This is a genomic window from Halobacillus sp. A5 (assembly GCF_024189315.1).
GTDB lineage: Bacteria > Bacillota > Bacilli > Bacillales > Halobacillaceae > Halobacillus_A.
In genome coordinates this window covers 680,902-699,926 of record NZ_JAIZEO010000002.1, presented here as the reverse complement: position 1 = coordinate 699,926, position 19,025 = coordinate 680,902, and the positions used below count along the sequence as shown (strand labels likewise).

Annotated in this window: 25 protein-coding genes; 1 reads left to right on the top strand and 24 read right to left on the bottom strand. The window is 47.1% G+C overall.

Features of this window, described 5'->3' with window-relative positions; translation table 11 throughout:
• Positions 1 to 123 precede the first annotated feature (123 nt).
• The 5 genes from atpE to LF822_RS11560 form a co-directional block, all read right to left on the bottom strand.
• Positions 124 to 336, bottom strand: a complete 213-nt coding sequence (atpE, locus tag LF822_RS11580; protein WP_253924188.1) for a F0F1 ATP synthase subunit C — start codon at positions 334 to 336, stop codon at positions 124 to 126.
• Positions 337 to 381: 45 nt separating this feature from the next.
• Positions 382 to 1,104, bottom strand: coding sequence for a F0F1 ATP synthase subunit A (atpB, locus tag LF822_RS11575; RefSeq protein WP_253924187.1), 723 nt, complete (start codon positions 1,102 to 1,104; stop codon positions 382 to 384).
• Between the two features lie 24 nt (positions 1,105 to 1,128).
• Positions 1,129 to 1,497, bottom strand: coding sequence for an ATP synthase subunit I (locus LF822_RS11570; RefSeq protein ID WP_253924186.1), 369 nt, complete (start codon positions 1,495 to 1,497; stop codon positions 1,129 to 1,131).
• A 1-nt stretch (position 1,498) separates the two neighbouring features.
• Positions 1,499 to 1,717 carry an AtpZ/AtpI family protein gene (locus LF822_RS11565; protein WP_253924184.1) on the bottom strand — a complete coding sequence of 73 codons (219 nt, stop codon included), beginning with the start codon at positions 1,715 to 1,717 and terminating at the stop codon, positions 1,499 to 1,501.
• Between the two features lie 207 nt (positions 1,718 to 1,924).
• A complete protein-coding gene (locus LF822_RS11560; RefSeq protein WP_253924182.1) occupies positions 1,925 to 4,078 on the bottom strand; it encodes a S8 family serine peptidase in 2,154 nt (717 codons plus the stop codon).
• Positions 4,079 to 4,149: 71 nt separating this feature from the next.
• Here LF822_RS11560 and LF822_RS11555 point away from each other — a divergent pair, with 71 nt between their 5' ends.
• Positions 4,150 to 4,302 carry a hypothetical protein gene (locus tag LF822_RS11555; RefSeq protein WP_253924181.1) on the top strand — a complete coding sequence of 51 codons (153 nt, stop codon included), beginning with the start codon at positions 4,150 to 4,152 and terminating at the stop codon, positions 4,300 to 4,302.
• Positions 4,303 to 4,306: 4 nt separating this feature from the next.
• Here LF822_RS11555 and wecB read toward each other — a convergent pair whose 3' ends face one another.
• From wecB to rho, 19 genes are all read right to left on the bottom strand, one after another.
• A complete protein-coding gene (wecB, locus tag LF822_RS11550; RefSeq protein WP_253924180.1) occupies positions 4,307 to 5,446 on the bottom strand; it encodes a non-hydrolyzing UDP-N-acetylglucosamine 2-epimerase in 1,140 nt (379 codons plus the stop codon).
• 8 nt (positions 5,447 to 5,454) lie between these two features.
• Complete coding sequence (gene upp / locus LF822_RS11545) at positions 5,455 to 6,087, bottom strand: uracil phosphoribosyltransferase (RefSeq protein WP_253924179.1); 633 nt, start codon at positions 6,085 to 6,087, stop codon at positions 5,455 to 5,457.
• Positions 6,088 to 6,340: 253 nt separating this feature from the next.
• Positions 6,341 to 7,597 (bottom strand): serine hydroxymethyltransferase, encoded by a 1,257-nt coding sequence (locus LF822_RS11540; protein ID WP_253924178.1) that lies wholly within the window; start codon positions 7,595 to 7,597, stop codon positions 6,341 to 6,343.
• A gap of 33 nt (positions 7,598 to 7,630) precedes the next feature.
• Positions 7,631 to 8,167 (bottom strand): TIGR01440 family protein, encoded by a 537-nt coding sequence (locus LF822_RS11535; protein WP_371925900.1) that lies wholly within the window; start codon positions 8,165 to 8,167, stop codon positions 7,631 to 7,633.
• Between the two features lie 81 nt (positions 8,168 to 8,248).
• Positions 8,249 to 8,689 carry a ribose 5-phosphate isomerase B gene (gene rpiB, locus LF822_RS11530; RefSeq protein ID WP_253924176.1) on the bottom strand — a complete coding sequence of 147 codons (441 nt, stop codon included), beginning with the start codon at positions 8,687 to 8,689 and terminating at the stop codon, positions 8,249 to 8,251.
• A gap of 196 nt (positions 8,690 to 8,885) precedes the next feature.
• Complete coding sequence (locus LF822_RS11525; RefSeq protein ID WP_253924174.1) at positions 8,886 to 9,497, bottom strand: low molecular weight protein arginine phosphatase; 612 nt, start codon at positions 9,495 to 9,497, stop codon at positions 8,886 to 8,888.
• A 53-nt stretch (positions 9,498 to 9,550) separates the two neighbouring features.
• Positions 9,551 to 10,093 (bottom strand): manganese efflux pump MntP, encoded by a 543-nt coding sequence (locus tag LF822_RS11520; RefSeq protein ID WP_253924173.1) that lies wholly within the window; start codon positions 10,091 to 10,093, stop codon positions 9,551 to 9,553.
• Positions 10,094 to 10,153: 60 nt separating this feature from the next.
• Entirely contained in the window at positions 10,154 to 11,191 is a 1,038-nt protein-coding gene (locus tag LF822_RS11515) for an L-threonylcarbamoyladenylate synthase (RefSeq protein ID WP_371925899.1), read from the bottom strand.
• A gap of 224 nt (positions 11,192 to 11,415) precedes the next feature.
• The gene (locus LF822_RS11510; protein ID WP_253924170.1) at positions 11,416 to 11,733 is read right to left on the bottom strand and encodes a hypothetical protein; all 318 of its coding nucleotides are present in this window, start codon (positions 11,731 to 11,733) and stop codon (positions 11,416 to 11,418) included.
• Between the two features lie 54 nt (positions 11,734 to 11,787).
• The gene (spoIIR, locus tag LF822_RS11505) at positions 11,788 to 12,390 is read right to left on the bottom strand and encodes a stage II sporulation protein R (protein ID WP_253924169.1); all 603 of its coding nucleotides are present in this window, start codon (positions 12,388 to 12,390) and stop codon (positions 11,788 to 11,790) included.
• Between the two features lie 55 nt (positions 12,391 to 12,445).
• Positions 12,446 to 13,276 carry a peptide chain release factor N(5)-glutamine methyltransferase gene (prmC, locus tag LF822_RS11500; protein WP_253924167.1) on the bottom strand — a complete coding sequence of 277 codons (831 nt, stop codon included), beginning with the start codon at positions 13,274 to 13,276 and terminating at the stop codon, positions 12,446 to 12,448.
• 11 nt (positions 13,277 to 13,287) lie between these two features.
• Complete coding sequence (gene prfA / locus LF822_RS11495; protein ID WP_253924166.1) at positions 13,288 to 14,358, bottom strand: peptide chain release factor 1; 1,071 nt, start codon at positions 14,356 to 14,358, stop codon at positions 13,288 to 13,290.
• Positions 14,359 to 14,435: 77 nt separating this feature from the next.
• On the bottom strand, positions 14,436 to 14,831 hold the full coding sequence (locus LF822_RS11490; protein ID WP_253924165.1) for a cation diffusion facilitator family transporter: 396 nt from the start codon (positions 14,829 to 14,831) through the stop codon (positions 14,436 to 14,438).
• Positions 14,832 to 14,895: 64 nt separating this feature from the next.
• Entirely contained in the window at positions 14,896 to 15,756 is an 861-nt protein-coding gene (locus tag LF822_RS11485) for a dimethylarginine dimethylaminohydrolase family protein (protein WP_253924164.1), read from the bottom strand.
• Positions 15,707 to 16,012, bottom strand: coding sequence for a hypothetical protein (locus LF822_RS11480; protein WP_253924163.1), 306 nt, complete (start codon positions 16,010 to 16,012; stop codon positions 15,707 to 15,709). The genes LF822_RS11485 and LF822_RS11480 overlap by 50 nt, the downstream gene beginning before the upstream one ends.
• A 244-nt stretch (positions 16,013 to 16,256) precedes the next feature.
• Positions 16,257 to 16,877 (bottom strand): thymidine kinase, encoded by a 621-nt coding sequence (locus LF822_RS11475; RefSeq protein WP_253924270.1) that lies wholly within the window; start codon positions 16,875 to 16,877, stop codon positions 16,257 to 16,259.
• A gap of 208 nt (positions 16,878 to 17,085) precedes the next feature.
• The gene (locus LF822_RS11470; RefSeq protein ID WP_253924162.1) at positions 17,086 to 17,307 is read right to left on the bottom strand and encodes a hypothetical protein; all 222 of its coding nucleotides are present in this window, start codon (positions 17,305 to 17,307) and stop codon (positions 17,086 to 17,088) included.
• A 29-nt stretch (positions 17,308 to 17,336) separates the two neighbouring features.
• Complete coding sequence (locus LF822_RS11465) at positions 17,337 to 17,582, bottom strand: type B 50S ribosomal protein L31 (RefSeq protein ID WP_253924161.1); 246 nt, start codon at positions 17,580 to 17,582, stop codon at positions 17,337 to 17,339.
• Positions 17,583 to 17,722: 140 nt separating this feature from the next.
• Positions 17,723 to 19,024, bottom strand: a complete 1,302-nt coding sequence (gene rho, locus LF822_RS11460; RefSeq protein ID WP_253924160.1) for a transcription termination factor Rho — start codon at positions 19,022 to 19,024, stop codon at positions 17,723 to 17,725.
• Position 19,025: the final 1 nt, after the last annotated feature.

The window sequence follows — 19,025 nt, the reverse complement described above, 5'->3', positions numbered from 1 at the left end:
AGTAAAAGCCAGGTCATAGAAAAAACGGCCTGCGCCGAGTTCTCTCTTGAAATAAACTCGATATTAGATGCTATAACGGAAAGGCAAAGATTCACAGAATATGAACTTCGCCACCCATTCTGCTTACTGTCCTAATACGATAAATGCTATTACCACACCGATAATCGGCAGGGCCTCTACTAGTGCTACCCCGATGAACATTGTAGTCTGAAGAACACTTCGTAATTCCGGCTGACGGGCAATCCCTTCTACTGTTCTCCCTACGATCAAACCGTTACCAATACCTGCACCTACTGCTGCAAGTCCTACTGCTATTGCCGCTGCAATTAGACCCATTTAAAAATCCTCCTCTTATTTTGTAAAAGTATTTATGTTTTTTTATTAATGGTCTTCGCTCACTTTGTGAGACATGTAAACCATTGTTAACATAACAAAGATAAACGCCTGGATGAAACCGATAAAAGTACTAAAGCCCATCCATGCTACCATTGGAATAGTAGCTCCAAGGAATCCAAGTACACTGCTTGAAGCAATACCAACGAGCAGCGTTATTAGAATTTCCCCGGCATAAATGTTTCCGTAAAGACGCAAGCCAAGAGTCAGAGTATTTGAAAACTCCTCCAGAATCTTAAACGGTAATAAGAATGGCAATGGTCTCACAAAACCTTTTCTATATTCTTTACCACCTCTCAGCTTCACTCCGTAATAGTGAGTTAACACCACTACCATTACAGCCAGCGTTAAGGTAATTCCTGGATCCGCTGTCGGTGATTTCCACCACAGGTCGTGACCAACTACACCGTTAGTAACGACACCGAGCATATTGGATACAAATATATAGGCGAAGAGCGTCAATCCTAGCGGCAGAAAGAGCCGGCCAGTACGCCAATCCATATTCGAACCGATAATGCCTTTAATAAAATCAATCAGCCATTCCATAAAGTTTTGAAAACCTTTTGGGGCACGCTGCATATTCCTGGTTGCTGCAACCCCTAGAATGAATACTATTAATGAAGCAACAAACATCATTAATAAGTTGGACAAGTTGAAATCCAGCCATGGAATCCCAAATGCATCCTCCCACATCGGTGCTTCGTGATTCAATCTGTTCACCTCTCTTCCATCATGCTAATCTGTTGCTTTGTTGAACAGGTAATCTATAAGAATGACAAAATAGGCTGTCATTAGGCCCAATACTACTGAAATTAAATGGAAATGTTCTTCAAATTGTAGGGTGACTACAACAGCTAGTGCTGCTGTGGCCATTCTTGTAATCGTTCCTAAACCTCTTTGTGGTTTATCTTTAGTTGATGGCTCGCCAAATTTTTTAATTTTTTTCTGCATCAACCAGAGATTGTAGAAACTAATAATGCTTCCTAAAAGAAGCCCGAGGAAAACCGGCTGCCAGGGAGTTACGCCCCAGCCTAAAACGAGAATTGCCAGAAGGTAGAACATCCATTTTCGCTGACGGGCTGTCATTTGTTGATATTCTTCCAAGTTAATCGTCTCCCGTATAAGCTTGTACTAAATGAATCGTTCCGTATGTACCTGCTCCCAACCCGAGAAGTAATCCCAGGATCAGAAAGAGTGGACTTGTGGAAAATTGGCTGTCCACCCACTTTCCCAAAAACACTCCAACAAGCGATCCTCCAGCTAGTTGAGATACAATCGCACTTGTAAGCGCCATTGCTCGAAATGGAAATTGTAAGTGTCTCATTTCAACACCTCTTTTTACAAAAAAAAAAGCGCTACCACGTATGAAAACCTTATCATTCCACACTATGTAAGAATACAATAGGGGTCATATCATGTCAATGTGTTTGTGAGCAAAAGTACAAAAGTCCGACAAACACTTATCATAAATTTGTCACATTTTTCACAAACCAAAAAGGAACAGCTTATAAAGCGGCTGTTCCTCTACTTTTTACATCTGAATTGGGAAAGGATAGCTATGGGTTGTCCCGTCTATTTCGACTGTAATAACAGCCAGATAGGGGCCGGTATAATCATCGCTCATTCTAAGGTCAATATCACCTTCATTCAACCCTTCCTGAGCGTCTTCGATTGTGAGCAGACGCCCCTCGTGAAGCAGCGTCCCTGCCCGGTATAGGTCAATCGTTAACTTATCAGCAGCTTCCGTTAAATTGAATCGGTACGTTAAGTCCGCTTCGGTTTCCCAGTCCTTATACAATTCCAGTCCTGAAACCTTCTCATAATTGGACGTATCAACCATAAAAAGGTACGGAATGTGGTAGGTGTTCTCCTTGTTTTCCACTGTAATGAACCCTTCGTGAACACCTTCTTTCATAAACGATTTATTCATGTTCACTTCGATCGATAGTTCTTTAGACTCTCCCGGGCTCAGCTGGAAGGTCGTCGGCATACTCCAGCCTATTCCGGGCTGCTTCTCCGGCTGCTTCAGATGGTAAGTCTGGCTGGTGTCCCGCTTATTTTCCACTTTGAGCTTTACTTTTTCACGGAAAAGGTCTCCTTCTATTCGTCCAAAATTAAGGGCTCCGGGCTCCATCCATAATTCGGGTTCGAGAGCGGAGGCGGTATCAACATACCCCGCTCCCTGCTCTGTCGGTGGCAGCGGCTCTTCGTTTTGCTGCAAAAGGTCAGCGGTACTCATGAGTGACTGCTTAATCTCTTCAGGTGTCCAATCAGGATGCGCTTCTTTTAATAGAGCGGCCACTCCAGCGATATGCGGCGCGGCCATGCTCGTTCCCTGCAGGGCCTGGTAACCTCCGGGCACAGTGCTGACGACGTCGACGCCTGGTGCTAAAATGTCAGGCTTGACGCTCCAGGATGAGGTGACAGGCCCCCTCGAGCTAAAAGGTGCGATCCCATGTTCCACCTCTTCTGTTGTGGTATCAATCCATTGATTGCTGACAATCCCTTTGTCAAGCAGCCACTCGCCCTCTTCCTTTGTAACAGCGGCCACCGGAATTGGTAAGTTCAGGCTTTGGATCGAACCCCGCAGCGGTTCATTTGTGTTATTCATAATTATGAGCGCTTCCGCTCCCTTTTGATACGCGTGCTGCGCTTTTTCTGCAAAGCTCGTACCGCCGCGTCTCATCAGTACAATTTTCCCCATCGCTCCTGTGACCTGCTGCCCTTCCATTTCCAGAAGCGGATATTTCTTCGAAAGCTCCCACGGCTTTGACCCCTGCAGCAGTCTGACAGGTATCTGTTTATCCTCGCCCTGTATCGTTAGCAGCGGCTGGTCAGCTGACAGTGCGGAAGCTCCGACGGTAATGGCATGCTCCGAAGTAGCGGGTGAACCGATCGTCCACGTCTCCGGCCCCGCGTTTCCCGCCGCTACTATTACCGTTGTCCCGAGTTCAATTGCTCTCTCGACCGCTTTCGTCGTCGGCCAGTCGGGACCATTAACATCGTTACCCAGCGATAAGTTGATGACATCCATTCCGTCTTCAACAGCTTCCTCAATCGCTGCAATCACCTGCACCGATGTACCCATCCCTCCCGGCCCTAAAGCACGGTAGGCATAAAGATCAACATCAGGTGCCACCCCTTTCATATCACCATCCGCACCAATGATCCCCGCCACATGCGTGCCGTGCAGCGTCTTTCCCTCTTCCGTCGTTTCCATCGGATCATCGTCAAAATCAATCACATCAAACCCACCCTGATAATTCTCTTCCAAATCCGGATGCGTGTAATCCATTCCTGTATCCACCACCCCGACTTTCACTCCTTTTCCCGTATAGGAAGTATCCGGACGAACGACATCCGTCGTAAGACTCCCGGACGGTTCGGTCAGTAATTCCTCCTGAGTTGTATACGTTTCAACAGGAAATTGATTGGCGACTTCTTTTAAGCGTGAGATTTTTTCAAGCTCTGACGGAGTTCCCTTTACCGCAATGCCGTTAAAAATCGTCTCGTACTCAGCAACGACTTCAAGCCTCGGCAGCCGAGTTTCGACATGACTTTTAAATGAGGCAGCTGACGTATCCTTCAACTCGAGAATAATTGTAATTTCTTCATCAGGGTCGGGCTGGGCGAAACCGGTCAGCAGGAAGAAAGTAATGAGGGCAGCGGCGATATTGTAAGGCATGATGAGTTGAACTCCTTTTTACCGATAGTTTGCGTTGTTCCCAGGTGAGTTATGCGGAGTGCAGGAGGTTTGTGGGCGGAGTTGTGGTGTTTATGGGTGGAATTTTTATTTTATGGGCATTTAGAAAGATTTATGGTTTATTATTAGAGTTTGTGGGCGATTCAGTAAGATTTATGGCATTTCCCGTTAAAAAAAGCCAGCCTCTCTTTATTAAAAGAGGCTGACTTTTCATTCTGTTTTAAATGGATCCGGCTTATCTGCACGCTCCCCAAAGAAATAACGGATGGCTTCGGCAATACGTGGAGAGGCTTTTCCGTCGCCATAAGGGTTGGAGGCTTTCGCCATTGCTGCATGCTTCTCATCATCAGACAGCAGCTCGTCCGCGAGATGAAAGATGTGGTCTTCGTCTGTCCCGGCAAGCTTCAGCGTGCCGGCTTCAATGCCTTCAGGCCGCTCTGTCGTATCCCGAAGGACGAGTACAGGAACGCCAAGTGAAGGCGCCTCTTCCTGCACACCGCCGGAATCGGTTAAAATGAGATGAGCGCGGGCGGCAAAGTTATGAAAATCAATTACATCAAGGGGGTCGATCAGCTTAATCCGGTGATCATTCCCGAGGATTTCGTCCGCTGCTTCACGCACGGCAGGGTTTAAATGCACAGGATAAACAACTTCTACATTCTCATGCTCCTCAACGAGCCGTTTGATCGCACGGAACATCTGCTGCATATTGCGTCCAAGATTTTCACGGCGGTGGGCGGTCATAAGGACGAGACGCTTCTCGCCGATGGAATTCAATACGTCTGATTTGTAGTTCTCATCAACGGTTGTCTTTAGTGCATCAATCGCTGTATTCCCCGTCACAAAAATATGCTCCGCTCGTTTATTTTCAGCCAAAAGATTATCGCGCGACTTGTTGGTGGGCGCAAAGTGCAGGTCAGCCATAACCCCTGTGAGCTGTCGGTTCATTTCTTCCGGGTAGGGTGAATACTTGTTCCACGTCCTCAGCCCCGCTTCGACGTGGCCTACCGGAATTTGATTGTAGTAGGCGGCGAGCGAAGCGGCAAAGGTCGTCGTCGTATCGCCGTGAACGAGTACGATATCCGGTTTGGTTTCTTTCATTACGCCGTCCAGCCCCTCGAGCGCTCGTGTGGTGACCTGGGACAGCGTTTGGCGATCCTTCATAATGTTTAAATCGTAATCGGGTTCAATGCTGAAAATGTTCAACACTTGATCAAGCATCTGTCTATGCTGAGCGGTCACTGTGACGATGGGCTCAAATTGCTCTGACCTTTTTTTCAATTCCAATACAAGAGGCGCCATCTTGATCGCTTCCGGTCTAGTACCGAAAATGGTCATTACTTTAATCATGGGCTGCCTTACTTCGTGCCGAACAGGCGGTCGCCGGCATCGCCGAGGCCTGGCTCGATGTAGCCTTTTTCATTGAGGCGGTCATCCATGGCAGCCAGATAAATGTCCACATCCGGGTGGGCCTTCTGTACTGCTTCTACGCCCTCGGGTGCAGCTACAAGACACATGAGGCGGATTTGGCGGGCTCCGCGTTTTTTAATAGAATCGATGGCTTCATTGGCCGATCCGCCGGTGGCCAGCATAGGATCGATGACAATCAGTTCGCGTTCTTCGATATCGCTCGGAAGCTTGACGTAATATTCAACGGGCTGCAGTGTTTCAGGGTCGCGGTAAAGTCCGACGTGACCGACTTTCGCAGCTGGAATAAGCTTAATAATTCCATCTACCATGCCTAGTCCTGCGCGGAGAATAGGAATCAGACCAATTTTCTTACCTGTAAGCACCTGGGCTTTGGCGTTTGAGACTACAGGTGTATCAATTTCAACTTCTTCAAGCGGCAGGTCGCGTGTGATTTCAAAAGCCATCAGGGCAGCTACTTCATCGACGAGCTGGCGGAAATCCTTCGTGCCTGTCTCATTCTTCCGTATGTACGTTAACTTGTGTTGAATTAATGGATGGTCCAAAACATATACTTTTCCCATGTCAGTCACTCCTTTTAATAGTTTGCATCCCGATAATTGTACAGAAAAAAATTGCCGAGAGCAAGAGATGATGTGTTGAATAAGCAGAGGGGATTTTTGGTACCGGGTACACTTTTTTCTCTTCCGTGTACCGGGTACCACACAATTTATCTCCTGTACCCGGTACACCTTCCTCTCTTCTCTGTACCCGGTACACAGAGAAAAAAGAAAAAAAGTCTATCTGCTTCTTCGGCAGATAGACTTTTTTGGTTTATTATGGCGTGCTTGGCATGAGTGATTGGTAGAGTGGGAAGCGGGATGTCAGGTCGCTTACGCGTTCGGCTGCTTCCTTGAGCTTCTCGTCGTTGTCGTGATTCTTAAGGGTGAAGGCGATTAGTTCGCCGATTTCTTTCATTTCGTCTTCTTTGAAGCCACGGCTCGTTACGGCAGCTGTACCGATCCGGATTCCGCTTGTTGTAAATGGTCCTTCTGGATCAAACGGAATTGTGTTTTTATTCGTCGTAATTCCGACGGCATCCAGCGCTTTTTCAGCGACTTTACCTGTTAAGCCGACTTCACGGAGATCAAGCAGAAGCAGGTGGTTGTCGGTTCCGCCTGAGACGATACGGACGCCATTTTCTACTAATGTTTCACCGAGCTGCTTCGCATTTTTAATGATTTGACGGGAGTACTGCTTAAAGCTCGGCTGAAGCGCTTCTTTAAAGGAAACGGCTTTAGCTGCGATAATATGCATAAGCGGTCCGCCCTGCATGCCGGGGAATACGGTCTTGTCAATTTTCTTCGCGAACTTCTCTTCGCAGAAAATCATTCCGCCGCGTGGGCCGCGCAATGTTTTGTGAGTTGTCGTTGTCACAAAATGCGAATGAGGCACCGGGTTCGGGTGAAGTCCAGAGGCTATCAAGCCGGCGATATGGGCCATATCAACCATTAGATAGGCATCTACTTCATCAGCAATTTCCCTGAATTTCGCGAAGTCGATTTCACGCGGATACGCACTTGCACCGGCGACAATCATCTTCGGCTTCACTTCTTTTGCTTTTTCCATTACAGCATCATAATCGATACGCTCGTCCTTTTCATCTACACCGTACTCTACAAAATTGTAAAGCGTTCCACTGAAATTCACCGGGCTTCCGTGAGTCAGGTGTCCGCCGTGGCTAAGATTCATTCCGAGCACCGTGTCGCCCGGCTCCAGCACAGTAAAGTACACAGCCATGTTGGCCTGGGCACCTGAGTGCGGCTGTACGTTAGCATGTTCGGCGCCAAAGAGTTCTTTCGCGCGGTCTCTCGCTAAGTTTTCTGCAACGTCGACGTGTTCACAACCACCATAATAACGGCGGCCTGGATAGCCTTCTGCGTATTTATTCGTTAATACAGAACCCATCGCTTCCATTACTGCTTCTGATACGAAGTTCTCTGAGGCTATCAGTTCGATATTGTCCTGCTGACGATTCTTTTCATCCATTACCGCATTATACAATTCTTCATCTGAATGTTTTACATGTTCCATTTGTAAAAATTCCCCTCTCTCCGATTCCTATTGTTATCGTTCATAAACAGCTCGTGGGCCTCCAACGAGCGGCGGGCGTGTTCGAGCAGCCGAGACGTGAGCGTAGCCGATTGACTTTTGATCAATGCGAAGCGGTACGGCGACGCGTTTTAAATGCATCCCGATCAGTGTATCTCCAATGTCGACTCCACCCTGCGCCTGAACTGATTCTACGAGCACAGGGTCGTCCATGTGTTTAAAGGCATATGAGGCCATCGAACCTCCGGCGTGGGACACAGGAACAGCTGCCACCTCGGTACAGCCGTATTTCTTCTGCACTTCCCTTTCTACCACGAGCGATCGGTTTAAATGCTCACAGCATTGAAAGGCAAGATCAGCGCCTGACTGTCTGGAGAATTTGCGCCATTCTTCAAACAACACTTCGGCGATCGCTTCACTTCCTGATGTTCCTATGCTTTCACCTGCTACTTCACTGGTGGAGCAGCCAACGACAAACAACCCGTCTCTCATATGACCGGTCTCAAGCAGCTGGCGTGCCACATTTGCTGCATCCTGCTGAATCGCCTTGATATCTGCCATGTGGGCCATCTCCTTTTTTTATACAGCTAAACGAGTAGACTTGTGGACTTCTTCACTTATCTAACCATTCTATTACTTATTCTCGTATTCGGCAATCTTATTTATACGGTTTTTGTGTCTTCCTGCTTCAAACTCAGATTGTATCCACGTTTTCACTATTTCCCGGGCGAGTCCGGGTCCGATCACACGCTCTCCCATGCAGAGCATATTAGAGTCGTTGTGTTCGCGTGTCACCTTTGCCGTAAAAAGGTCATGAACGAGTGCTGCACGAATGCCTTTTACTTTATTTGCCGAGACCGACATACCAATGCCTGTCCCGCAAATTAAAATGCCTTTATCAAATTCCCCGCCGGCTACACGTTCGGCTGCAGGGAGGGCATAATCAGGGTAATCGACAGATCCTTCACAATCGCATCCCAGATCCACATATTCAATCCCTAATTCCTCTAAAACATCAGCTGCTTCACGACGCAGATTAACTCCGCCATGATCAGAAGCAATAATGACTTTCATGCTGTCAGCCACTCTCCTCTATCCAATATTCAATTCGTCAATTTTATAGTGACAGGAATACCGTTCTCTGTCAATCCAAATAAGGGAGTGTAAACGTTTTAATGAGAGGCTTTTCTTCCTATTAAATGGGTAGGGGTGCTGAGGTAGATGAGGAGGTCCTATCCAAGTGCTATGAACAGGACTTTACGCTGGAGAGCTACTCCTTTTCATATTTAAGTTTATCTACTAATCCTTCAATGGTTTTCTCTAGTTCATCTCTTGTTTCTCGATACACCTGGACACTCTGCCCGTAAGGATCGATGATATTTAAATTTGGAAGCTCCTGCTCAGCCTGCTGAATGGCTTTAATCTCTTCATCTAACTCTTTTAATAAAAACTGCTCCAGCTCCACTTCATTTAAATTCTCATCCGCCTGGCTGAGCACCCACGCCCTCTTTTCTTCAAATTGAGCGTACAGGTCGGTTAAATGTCTCCATTGATCTTCATCAATCAGGACGTATTCTTTTAAAGTAAAAAATTTATGCTGGAGATCTGGGTACTGCAGGGCTAACGTCTGTTTATGACTCTCCGTCATGCAGAGAACGATGTCTGACCACTCAAGGAGCTCCTGCGTTACCGGGGTTGATGTATTATCAAAGCTTAAACCGATCTCAGCCAGAACTTCATGGGTGTTTGCCCCCACAGGCTGGTTCAAACCGGCGAAGATTCCTGCAGATTTAACACTTGCTTCTTCGTCTTTTGATTTCATTATAGCTTCTGCCATTGGGCTGCGGCAGGTATTGCCTGTACAAATAAATAGTACGTTCATGGTGACCCTCCCCCTTCACATCATCTTTTCCCATTTTAACACACGTCACTCTATTAGAATATGGTATAGAGTCCGAGGGCGCACAAAATACTGCCTCCGAAGATTTCACTGTAAGCGCCTATATAGCTTGTGGCTCTGCGGCCGACGAGGAATCCGATCCACGTTAAACCTGTACTCATTACTCCAAAACTGATAATGGAGACGATGGTGTTCATATTATTTAAGCCGAGACTGAAGCCTACGGGGAAGCTGTCGATACTGACGCTGAAGGCAAAGACCCACAATCCAAATCCAGCCATCGAGTGCGCAGGGGAATGTGTTTCTGCGAAGGATGCAAAAACCGTATAAGCCCCAAGCGTTAATAGTAATAATCCTCCGGCAAGCGATGCCCACTCGCTGACGTTGACGAACAGCCATTTTCCAAGCAGCATGCCGAGACCGGGCATGACCATATGTAGAAGTCCAACGAGCAGACCCGCAATTCCAACGTATTTCAAGCGTACGGACTGCATACCCATTCCTAATGAGATCGAGAAAGCATCCATACCTAACGCGATCGATAATAAAATGATAGATGTCATATTTTCTAATTCCACGAAAAAGCCCCCTCCTCGGACATGCTACTGTAAAGTATGCGAGCGAGCGGGGGCATATGATTAGTACTGTTTGATTTTCTGAGTGGCAGCTTTACGCAGGCGGTTCATTATTGCGGCACCTACACCGTATTCCGGGAAGGATTCACATAAGATGACCTCAGCCTCCGATTTTTTGTAATGTCTCAGCGCTCGGTATAATCCACCAGCCACTTCGGTTAACTGGGCACGTGATCCACATACCGTCACCGGCTCATGGTTCAGCTGACCGGCCAGCTCCTGGCTGGCGATGACAGCAACCCGCTGCCCTTCTTCCTTCATGGACTCGAGCTGCTCACGAAAAAACACATCGTCTCCTTCAATGAGCCAAAGCGGTGCTTCCGGCGCATAGTGAGTATACTTCATGCCGGGTGATTTAGGCTGTTCGCCGGGTTGATCAGCTAAGGCCGGGTCAATAATAACATCAGGTACAAGCGGCTCTATATCCTCTTTCGTAACACCACCCGGACGGAGGATGATCGGAATCTCCGCCGCGCAGTCAACAACGGTCGATTCTACCCCGATCCCTGTCGGTCCGCCATCCACAATTCCGGCGATCCGCCCCTGCAAGTCCTGATAGACGTGATCTGCCTCCGTAGGGCTCGGACGGCCTGACCGATTGGCACTGGGCGCGGCCAGCGGCAGTCCCGATTCTTTTAAAAGAGCCAGAGCAATCGGATCATCAGGCATTCGAATCGCCACGGTGTTCAAACCAGCAGTGACATTGCGGGCGGCCTGATGATTACTTGGAAGTACAAGCGTCAACGGCCCCGGCCAAAACTTGTCCATCAGCTGCTTCGCCACCTCTGGAATGTGGGTCACGAGCTCCTCCACCTGGGAACGCTCTCCTACATGTACAATGAGCGGATTATCGGCAGGTCTGCCTTTTGCTTCGAATATTCGCTGAACAGCTTCTTCACTCGTCGCGTCCGCCCCTAGTCCATATACCGTTTCCGTAGGAAAAGCAACGACCTGTTGATCTCTCAACAGCGCCGCTGCTTCTTTAATAACTTGATTCTGTTCCCTGCCTGCCGTCGCTTGCGGCCATATTTTCGTTTCCATTGTCATGCCTGAATACTCCTTTAATCCACACTTTTGTACTCTCTATTATGAAGAATGAGGGGCGGATTCGCAAATTCAGACACTACTCACAGGATATCCTCAACTTACCCACAGCTTTATACACATATCCATAAGCTGGACTCACTTTCTTCGTTCGCTGACATTTTATATATCCACAAGTTATCCACTAAATTAACACTAATTGTGAATAACTTTGCTAGTTATCAACAGTTAACGTAATACGTCCACAGCTGCTCTTTTTTATCTTTCAGCTGAAAACGTTGATGATGCAGCAGCGTGTCGAGTTCTTTCGAATGACTCTTCACTTGTATTTCCGGGATATTTTCCTGTTCCACGTATTGCTGGATCAGTTCAAATACGTAGAGAATGGCGGCTTTGGAAACATTTCCGTCCACTTGAAGGTTTCTTAACCTTTTTACACCATTACCCTGCTCGCTTAAAATAAACCGGCCAATTTCAGTACGTTCTCTTTTAATAGCATACTGGCTTTCCTCACCAGCTCGAATGCGTTCAATATACATACATAGGCACCCACCTTTCTTCTACCACTCTATGAAAGGTGAGTGCCTGTTATGCTAGGATATGAACTTGTTCCAAATTTTCACAAGGAAGAATTCCACTTCCTGTTCCTCTTCTTCCTCAGCTGCTTGTTTCTTTTCCTGTTCATCTTCATCTACGCTTGTCCCGTTGGAAAAGTCAAGAAAGCATAGAGGCGGAAACAATACGCACCACCAGTTGTCTCCATCCCCTTCGCCCAGAGTGATTAAGATAGCTTCATACTCTCCAGCAGGATATACGTAGGAACCGTACAGCTTTGTTGGGAACGTAACCTGAGTGTCGTAATCAACGGTATAGGACTGCTCTGCCCCTGCTGACTGAACCGTTTCAGCTACGATCTTATCGATTTCATCTATCCGTTCTTGAATCAGGCTCCGTGCCGCTTCAATAGTTGTTAAAGACTCCACCCATTTCGTAATTTCTGCATTCACTTCATCGCGTACCTGACGCTTTAGCTGCTGCGCTTCTGGATCGTTGTTATCTGCAAGGATTCGCAGCCGAATGGCTTCATCCGGAATTACTTGATATTCGGCTCCGTCTGCCTTTTCTTCCGTTACTTTAAATGTAAGGGTGGTGAAACACACTGTGGATAAAATAAGAATTATAATAACATTTTTCATAAAAAATTCCCTCCCTGTTGATAACTATTGTGGGCAGGGGGGAATTGTTTTAAACCTATGAATCTAAAATTGCGTAAATCATACGATCCTTCTGATTGATGTCTTGCTGGATGGTAACTTCATAGTCTGCGAGGTGGGTGTGGATGAGTTCTTTAACGTCCTGTCCTTGTTTGTGACCGATCTCAAAAGCCAGCAGTCTCGGCTTCTGCCTGCGTAAGACGAGCTGGTTGATCATCGTTTCATATGCGGCGAGTCCGTTGTTGTCCGCAAACAACGCCAGTTCCGGGTCAAAATTTTTCACGGTATCAGAAAGGGTTTCGCTTCGGTCGATGTAAGGCGGGTTGGAGACGAGTACGTCTATTGTTTCGTTACGCAGCGGCTCAAGAAAATTGCCTTGCAGTATGTCGACCGCTGCACCGTGCTGCCGGGCATTGGCCATCGCCGTCTCGATAGCCTGTCGGGAAATGTCCGTAGCAATGGTGCGTCGTTTTGTTTCCAGCTGAAGCGTAATTGCGATGATGCCGCTTCCGGTGCCAATATCCGCAATCGTCTGATCATCTGTATGCAGGCGCTGGAGCACGCCTTCAATCAGCTCTTCCGTTTCCGGACGGGGAATGAGCACGTTCTCATTCACGGCAAACCGGCGTCCGTAGAAATGAGCTTCGCCGATGAGATGCTGTACCGGGACCCCCGTTTCTGCATGCTGCCGGACGTGATGCTCAAAAAGCTTGAGCTTCTCTTCTGGAAAAGGGTCCCGTTCATACGCCATGATCATGGCCATATTTAGACCGAGCATGTCCTCCAGCAAAAGATCAGCCACACGCGGCTCGCGGTTATGCTGTTTCAAAAAAAGAGAAGCCCAGCGACGGGCTTCTTCAATCGTCATTTGTTTCATCATTACTCACCAATCGACTCTAGTTTTTTCGTCTGCTCTTCAATGAGCAGAGCGTCGAGAATTTGATCGAGATTGCCTTGTAGAATCTGATCCAGCTTCTGCAGGGTTAAACCAATGCGGTGGTCAGTCACCCGTGTCTGCGGGAAATTGTACGTACGAATGCGTTCTGAACGATCGCCCGTTCCAACAGCAGACTTACGGTTTTCATCGTATTTCGCCTGCTCTTCCTGCTGGAATTTATCATAAACCCGGGCACGAAGCACTTTCATCGCTTTTTCTTTGTTTTTAATCTGCGATTTCTCATCCTGACAAGAAACTACAGTACCTGTCGGTTCATGGGTCAGCCGCACAGCAGACATCGTCGTGTTTACACTTTGCCCACCAGGTCCGCTGGATGCAAATGTATCTACTCGTATGTCTTTGTCGTGTATTTCGACTTCGACTTCTTCCGCTTCAGGTAATACGGCAACCGTAGCGGTCGAAGTATGAATACGTCCTCCTGATTCCGTTTCCGGTACACGCTGGACGCGGTGAGCTCCGTTTTCAAACTTCATTTTAGAATAGGCGCGATTGCCTGAAATCATAAAAATAATCTCTTTGTAGCCGCCAACTTCATTCGGTGTCGATTCAATGACTTCCGTCTTCCATCCCTGCGACTCGGAATAACGGGCGTACATACGGTACAAATCACCTGCGAACAGCGACGCTTCGTCTCCGCCTGCTGCTCCGCGGATCTCCATAATAACGTTCTTATCATCATTCGGATCACTTGGAAGCATTAAGATTTTCAGACGTTCTTCAAGCTCTGTTTTGCTGGCAGAAAGTTCACTGATTTCTTCTTTGACCATTTCTTCCATATCGTCATCCATGCTGTCGCCAAGCATTGCCTTGGCATCATCCAGCTGCCCGGTTACTTCTTTATACTCACGGTAAACCGTAACCGTATCCTCTAGGCCTGCCTGCTCTTTCGAATATTCACGCAGTTTGTTTGTATCCGATATCACTTCTGGATCGCTCAAAAGTTCATTCAGCTTTTCGTAGCGATCTTCTAAAGTTTGTAAACGTTCGATCAATGGTATGCACCTCTTTCTCCATAACAGTACAATTATATTATAGAGAGGTTGCGGTTACAACCACATCCAGTTATTCATTACGCCGGCTTTACTTTCACCGTAACGTTATAATCTGGTACAGCGTTTGTAATACGCTCTTCCACATTGTGCGTCCAGCGCTCGAGTTCATTCCCGCTGAGATCATCTGCGACACTCACCGTGACCCAGGCATTATCCGCTTCAATGATAATCCGCTCGACATCGACACCGGGAATAGTCTGAGCTGCTTCACTAATTTGCTGGCGGACTTCTTTAACTCCCCACGTATCCCCGACGCGTTCAATCGAACGAGGATTCTCAGGTGTCGTGTTAGGATCATCCTCCAGCCCCATGTTCATAATGTCCTGGCGGTTCGTATGCCCCTGGGATTCATCAAGGTTCTGACCACATCCTACGGTAAATAAGATCAAAAGAATAGCTGCTGCTCGAAACATAACTTCACCTCTTCTCTTTTTCTCTAGTTTGACCGAGAAAAGGGTGATTATGCTTATTTAGGCACTACGATTTTCGAGCAATGGGCAGTGTACAGCAGCGGAACGATCCGCCCGACTTAATAATTTCTGATAAATCAACTTCTATAATAATAAAACCTGCATCTTTCAGCCTTTGGTTCACCTTGTGATTCTGAGGAAGGCTGATGACGAGACTATCACCGATCGATAAGACGTTTGTCCCCATTTGGAACTGTTCTTCTTCATCCACTTCCACGCACTCAAACCGCTTCTTCAACAGCTCCACATCATTGTCTTCCAGAGCGGGAGAATGAATCAACGCGGTGTTCTCATCCACGATGTTAAAAACACAGTCTAAATGCAGGATATCCTCACGCAGTTTTAACGGAACGATTTCATAAGCAGGAAGCGCTTTTTGCAGATGTTCTACAGCAGCCATACTCGTCCGCCCGCTGATCCCTACATAAATCGTGCCGTGATTAATAATGACATCTCCCCCTTCGATTGAAGGACCAAACAACCTGGTAAAAGAAAGGTTTTCCTTGTCAAGAAAATCAAGAAGCGGCTTCACCTCTTCCTGACGCACATCACTCGCAAGGGAAGAAACAAATAATTGGTCACCAATACAGAACCCTATGTCCCGCGTGAACACCTGCTCATTTAACTGCGGACTTGTCGGTAAGTATTCTACTTGAATGTTGTGGCTCTGCAGCACCTTCACAAATTGAGTATGCTGCTCAACCGCCAACTCAATATCGATATTCTCATTGGCAAAATGCTTCTGGGTTTCATTGATGATTTCTGTTATTTTCATATGCTCCGGTTTGCTGACGAGCACTTTCTTTAAGGCATCAAATTCATTCCGACACCCTTTGGACTGGTTTGAATTCGCATTCTTCGTTTGCATCATGATTCCTCCATCGACCGGATTGTGTATTTCTTATATTTTCACATAAATAGACATACTCTAAACATAAATCATAAATTTTGGAATTATTTCTTATATGTCGGCTCTCTTCAGCGCGCTGCCTGCACAGTTCAATTGATGAATCCACCGCCCAGCTGCTTTCTGATTTTTCATATACCTCTACAGCATAGACGTAAGCATCAGAGCATTCTTTTAACAGACGTGCTTCTTCGAGTAAAGCGGTCTTTGAATTCATGTCATTCCCCTTTTTATATAATTATACTATAAGAATTCCTTTTTCCGGGCTGATGAAACGGAGGTGAGCACATTAAGGACAGGGGGTGCCCTGGTTTGGAAGGATTGATATTGCGCCCTGACCCAAGCCGATTGCCCCCTGACGCGTATGAATTGCAACCTAATTCCGCGGAATTACTCCCTATCGTTCAAGCAGTCAAACTATAACAAACACCCGCTCCTATTATTAGAAGCGGGTGCTGACGTTATTTATAGCTTTCAGCGTGAGCCTTCACTTGCTCTTGCCTGGGTTTATTAGGAACTTCATGATGATGACGGCAGCGAGGCTCGTACGACTCAGAAGCACCTACTAAAATAATCGGATCGTCATAGGAAGCAGGCTCGCCATTGATCAACCGCTGCGTACGGCTCGCCGGTGATCCGCACACAGGACAGATCGCATTCAGCTTCGTCACGCTTTCACTGAGCGCCATCAATTCAGGAACTTTTCCAAAAGGCTCCCCGCGGAAATCTGTATCCAGACCTGCCACAATGACACGGATGCCGCGGTCAGCCAGGCATTCCACGACTTCTACAATATTCTCATCAAAGAACTGTACCTCATCGATGCCGACAATATCAATGTGATCCCCGACTTCGTGCAAAATCGCTAAGGATTCACTGACAGGGCGCGCGAGGACGGACGTTCCATTATGAGAAACGATGGAATCTTCTTTGTATCGATTGTCAATTACTGGTTTAAACACACGAACAGACAAATTGCCATATGTAGCCCGGCGTACACGACGGATGAGTTCCTCCGATTTTCCACTGAACATACTTCCACAGATGACTTCAACCCAACCACTTTGCTTCATTACATACACGTTCACTGCCGCTCCTTTCTCCTACCTGCACATCTCAGATCTCCTCTGGCTGACTGCCAGAAAGAGCTTATACTTATTAATAACCGAAACGGACAGGAGCTAGACGCGCCTTTCCGCTTTTCTTTACTGGCCAGCTCCGGCTCGCAGGATCTAGCGACATAAGCAACCCGGCTATGTGAAGAAAGAACACTTCACTTCGCCGGTTTGCTTATGCGTACGCTCCTGAACGCTCGCCTTCGCTTTTCTTACTGGCCAGCTGCAAGGGGCAGGCCTTCGCGTCGTAAGCAACCCCATTACGTGGCATAGAACGCCACTGCATGGTTTTGCTTACGCGTGTCAGGCCTAAACCGCCCCTTTCCGCTTTTCTTTTTACTAACAAAAAACAGGCAAACGGTTTGCTATTTGCCTGTTTTTGTTCAAAATTATGCAATGACCTCCTGTGAAGGAAGCCATTCATTATTATGAAAGGTTATATTTTTTCTTAAAGCGATCAACACGGCCGCCAGCTTTGTCAGCTTTCTGCTTGCCTGTGTAGAACGGATGAGACTCTGAACTAATCTCAACACGGATCAATGGGTACGAATTACCGTCTTCCCACTCAATGGTTTCTTCTGAAGATTGAGTAGATCCGCTTAGAAACTTGAAATCAGAACTTGTGTCTAGAAATACCACTTTGCGGTATCCTGGATGAATTCCCTCTTTCATGTTCTTCCACTCCTTTTTGCCCTGAGTCATTTTGAAACAGAGTTATTGTAAGAGCCTTCGAAGGTTAGTCGTTACACCTTTTACTAAAACTCACATAGAAAGATTATATCAGCACTGGAATAGCAATGCAACAGCTTATCTTATTTTCTGGATCCGGCTTTTGCCGTCTTGGCCTGTTTTCCCTGCATCTCTTGATCCATCAGTTCGAAAAATTCTTCGTTGTTTTTCGAAGCACGCAGACGGCGCAGGAAGCGGTCGGAGAAATCGTGAGAATCGGACATCGTTTTGCGGATCGCCCAAATCTTATCCAGCTCGGCTTTTGGCAGAAGCAGTTCTTCTTTTCTCGTTCCCGAGCGGACGATGTCGATTGCCGGGAAAATCCGTCGTTCTGCGAGACTGCGGTCGAGGTGCAGCTCCATGTTGCCGGTTCCTTTAAATTCTTCATAGATTACGTCATCCATGCGCGAGCCGGTATCGACGAGGGCGGTGGCCAGAATCGTTAAGCTGCCGCCTTCTTCGATGTTACGAGCAGCGCCGAAGAACCGCTTCGGACGGTGAAACGCAGCCGGGTCAATCCCGCCTGAAAGCGTACGGCCGCTTGGCGGGATGACTAAGTTGTACGCACGGGCAAGCCGCGTAATGCTGTCCATCAACACAATCACATCGCGTTTATGCTCAACGAGGCGCATGGCGCGTTCAAGAACAAGCTCGGCGACTTTAATATGGTTCTCTGGTACTTCATCGAACGTTGAGCTGACCACATCAACATCAGGAGCGACAGACCGTTCAATATCTGTCACTTCTTCCGGGCGCTCATCCACGAGAAGAATGATAAGCTTAGACTCTGGATGATTCGTTGTAATGCTGTTAGCCATCTGTTTTAAAAGCATCGTCTTCCCTGCTTTAGGAGGAGCGACAATCAAGCCGCGCTGTCCGTAGCCGACCGGGGACATGATATCCATAATTCTAGCGGAAAGCTTCTTGCTCTCTGTTTCAAGCTTCATTTTACGGTCTGGATAGAGAGGCGTTAACGCTGGAAAATGCACACGTTCTTTTGCCGTTTCAGGATTCTCTCCATTCACAGCGTCTACGTGCAGCAAGCCATAGTAGCGTTCGTTTTCTTTAGGCGGGCGGACTTTACCTGAAACTTTGTCACCGTTCCTCAAATCAAATCTACGAATTTGAGATGCGGAAATATAAATATCTTCTGCACTTGGAGAGTAATTAATCGGTCGTAAGAATCCAAAGCCTTCTGAAGGAATAATTTCTAAAATCCCATCCATAAATAAGAATCCGTCTTTTTCTGCCTGCGCTTTTAAAATTGCAAAAATCAACTCCCGCTTTGTAAGCTTTGCATAATAGGAAACTTTGAATTGCTTAGCTAAAGAGTAGAGTTTTTTCAAGGTCATCGTCTCTAAACTTGAAATTGTTACTTCTGACACA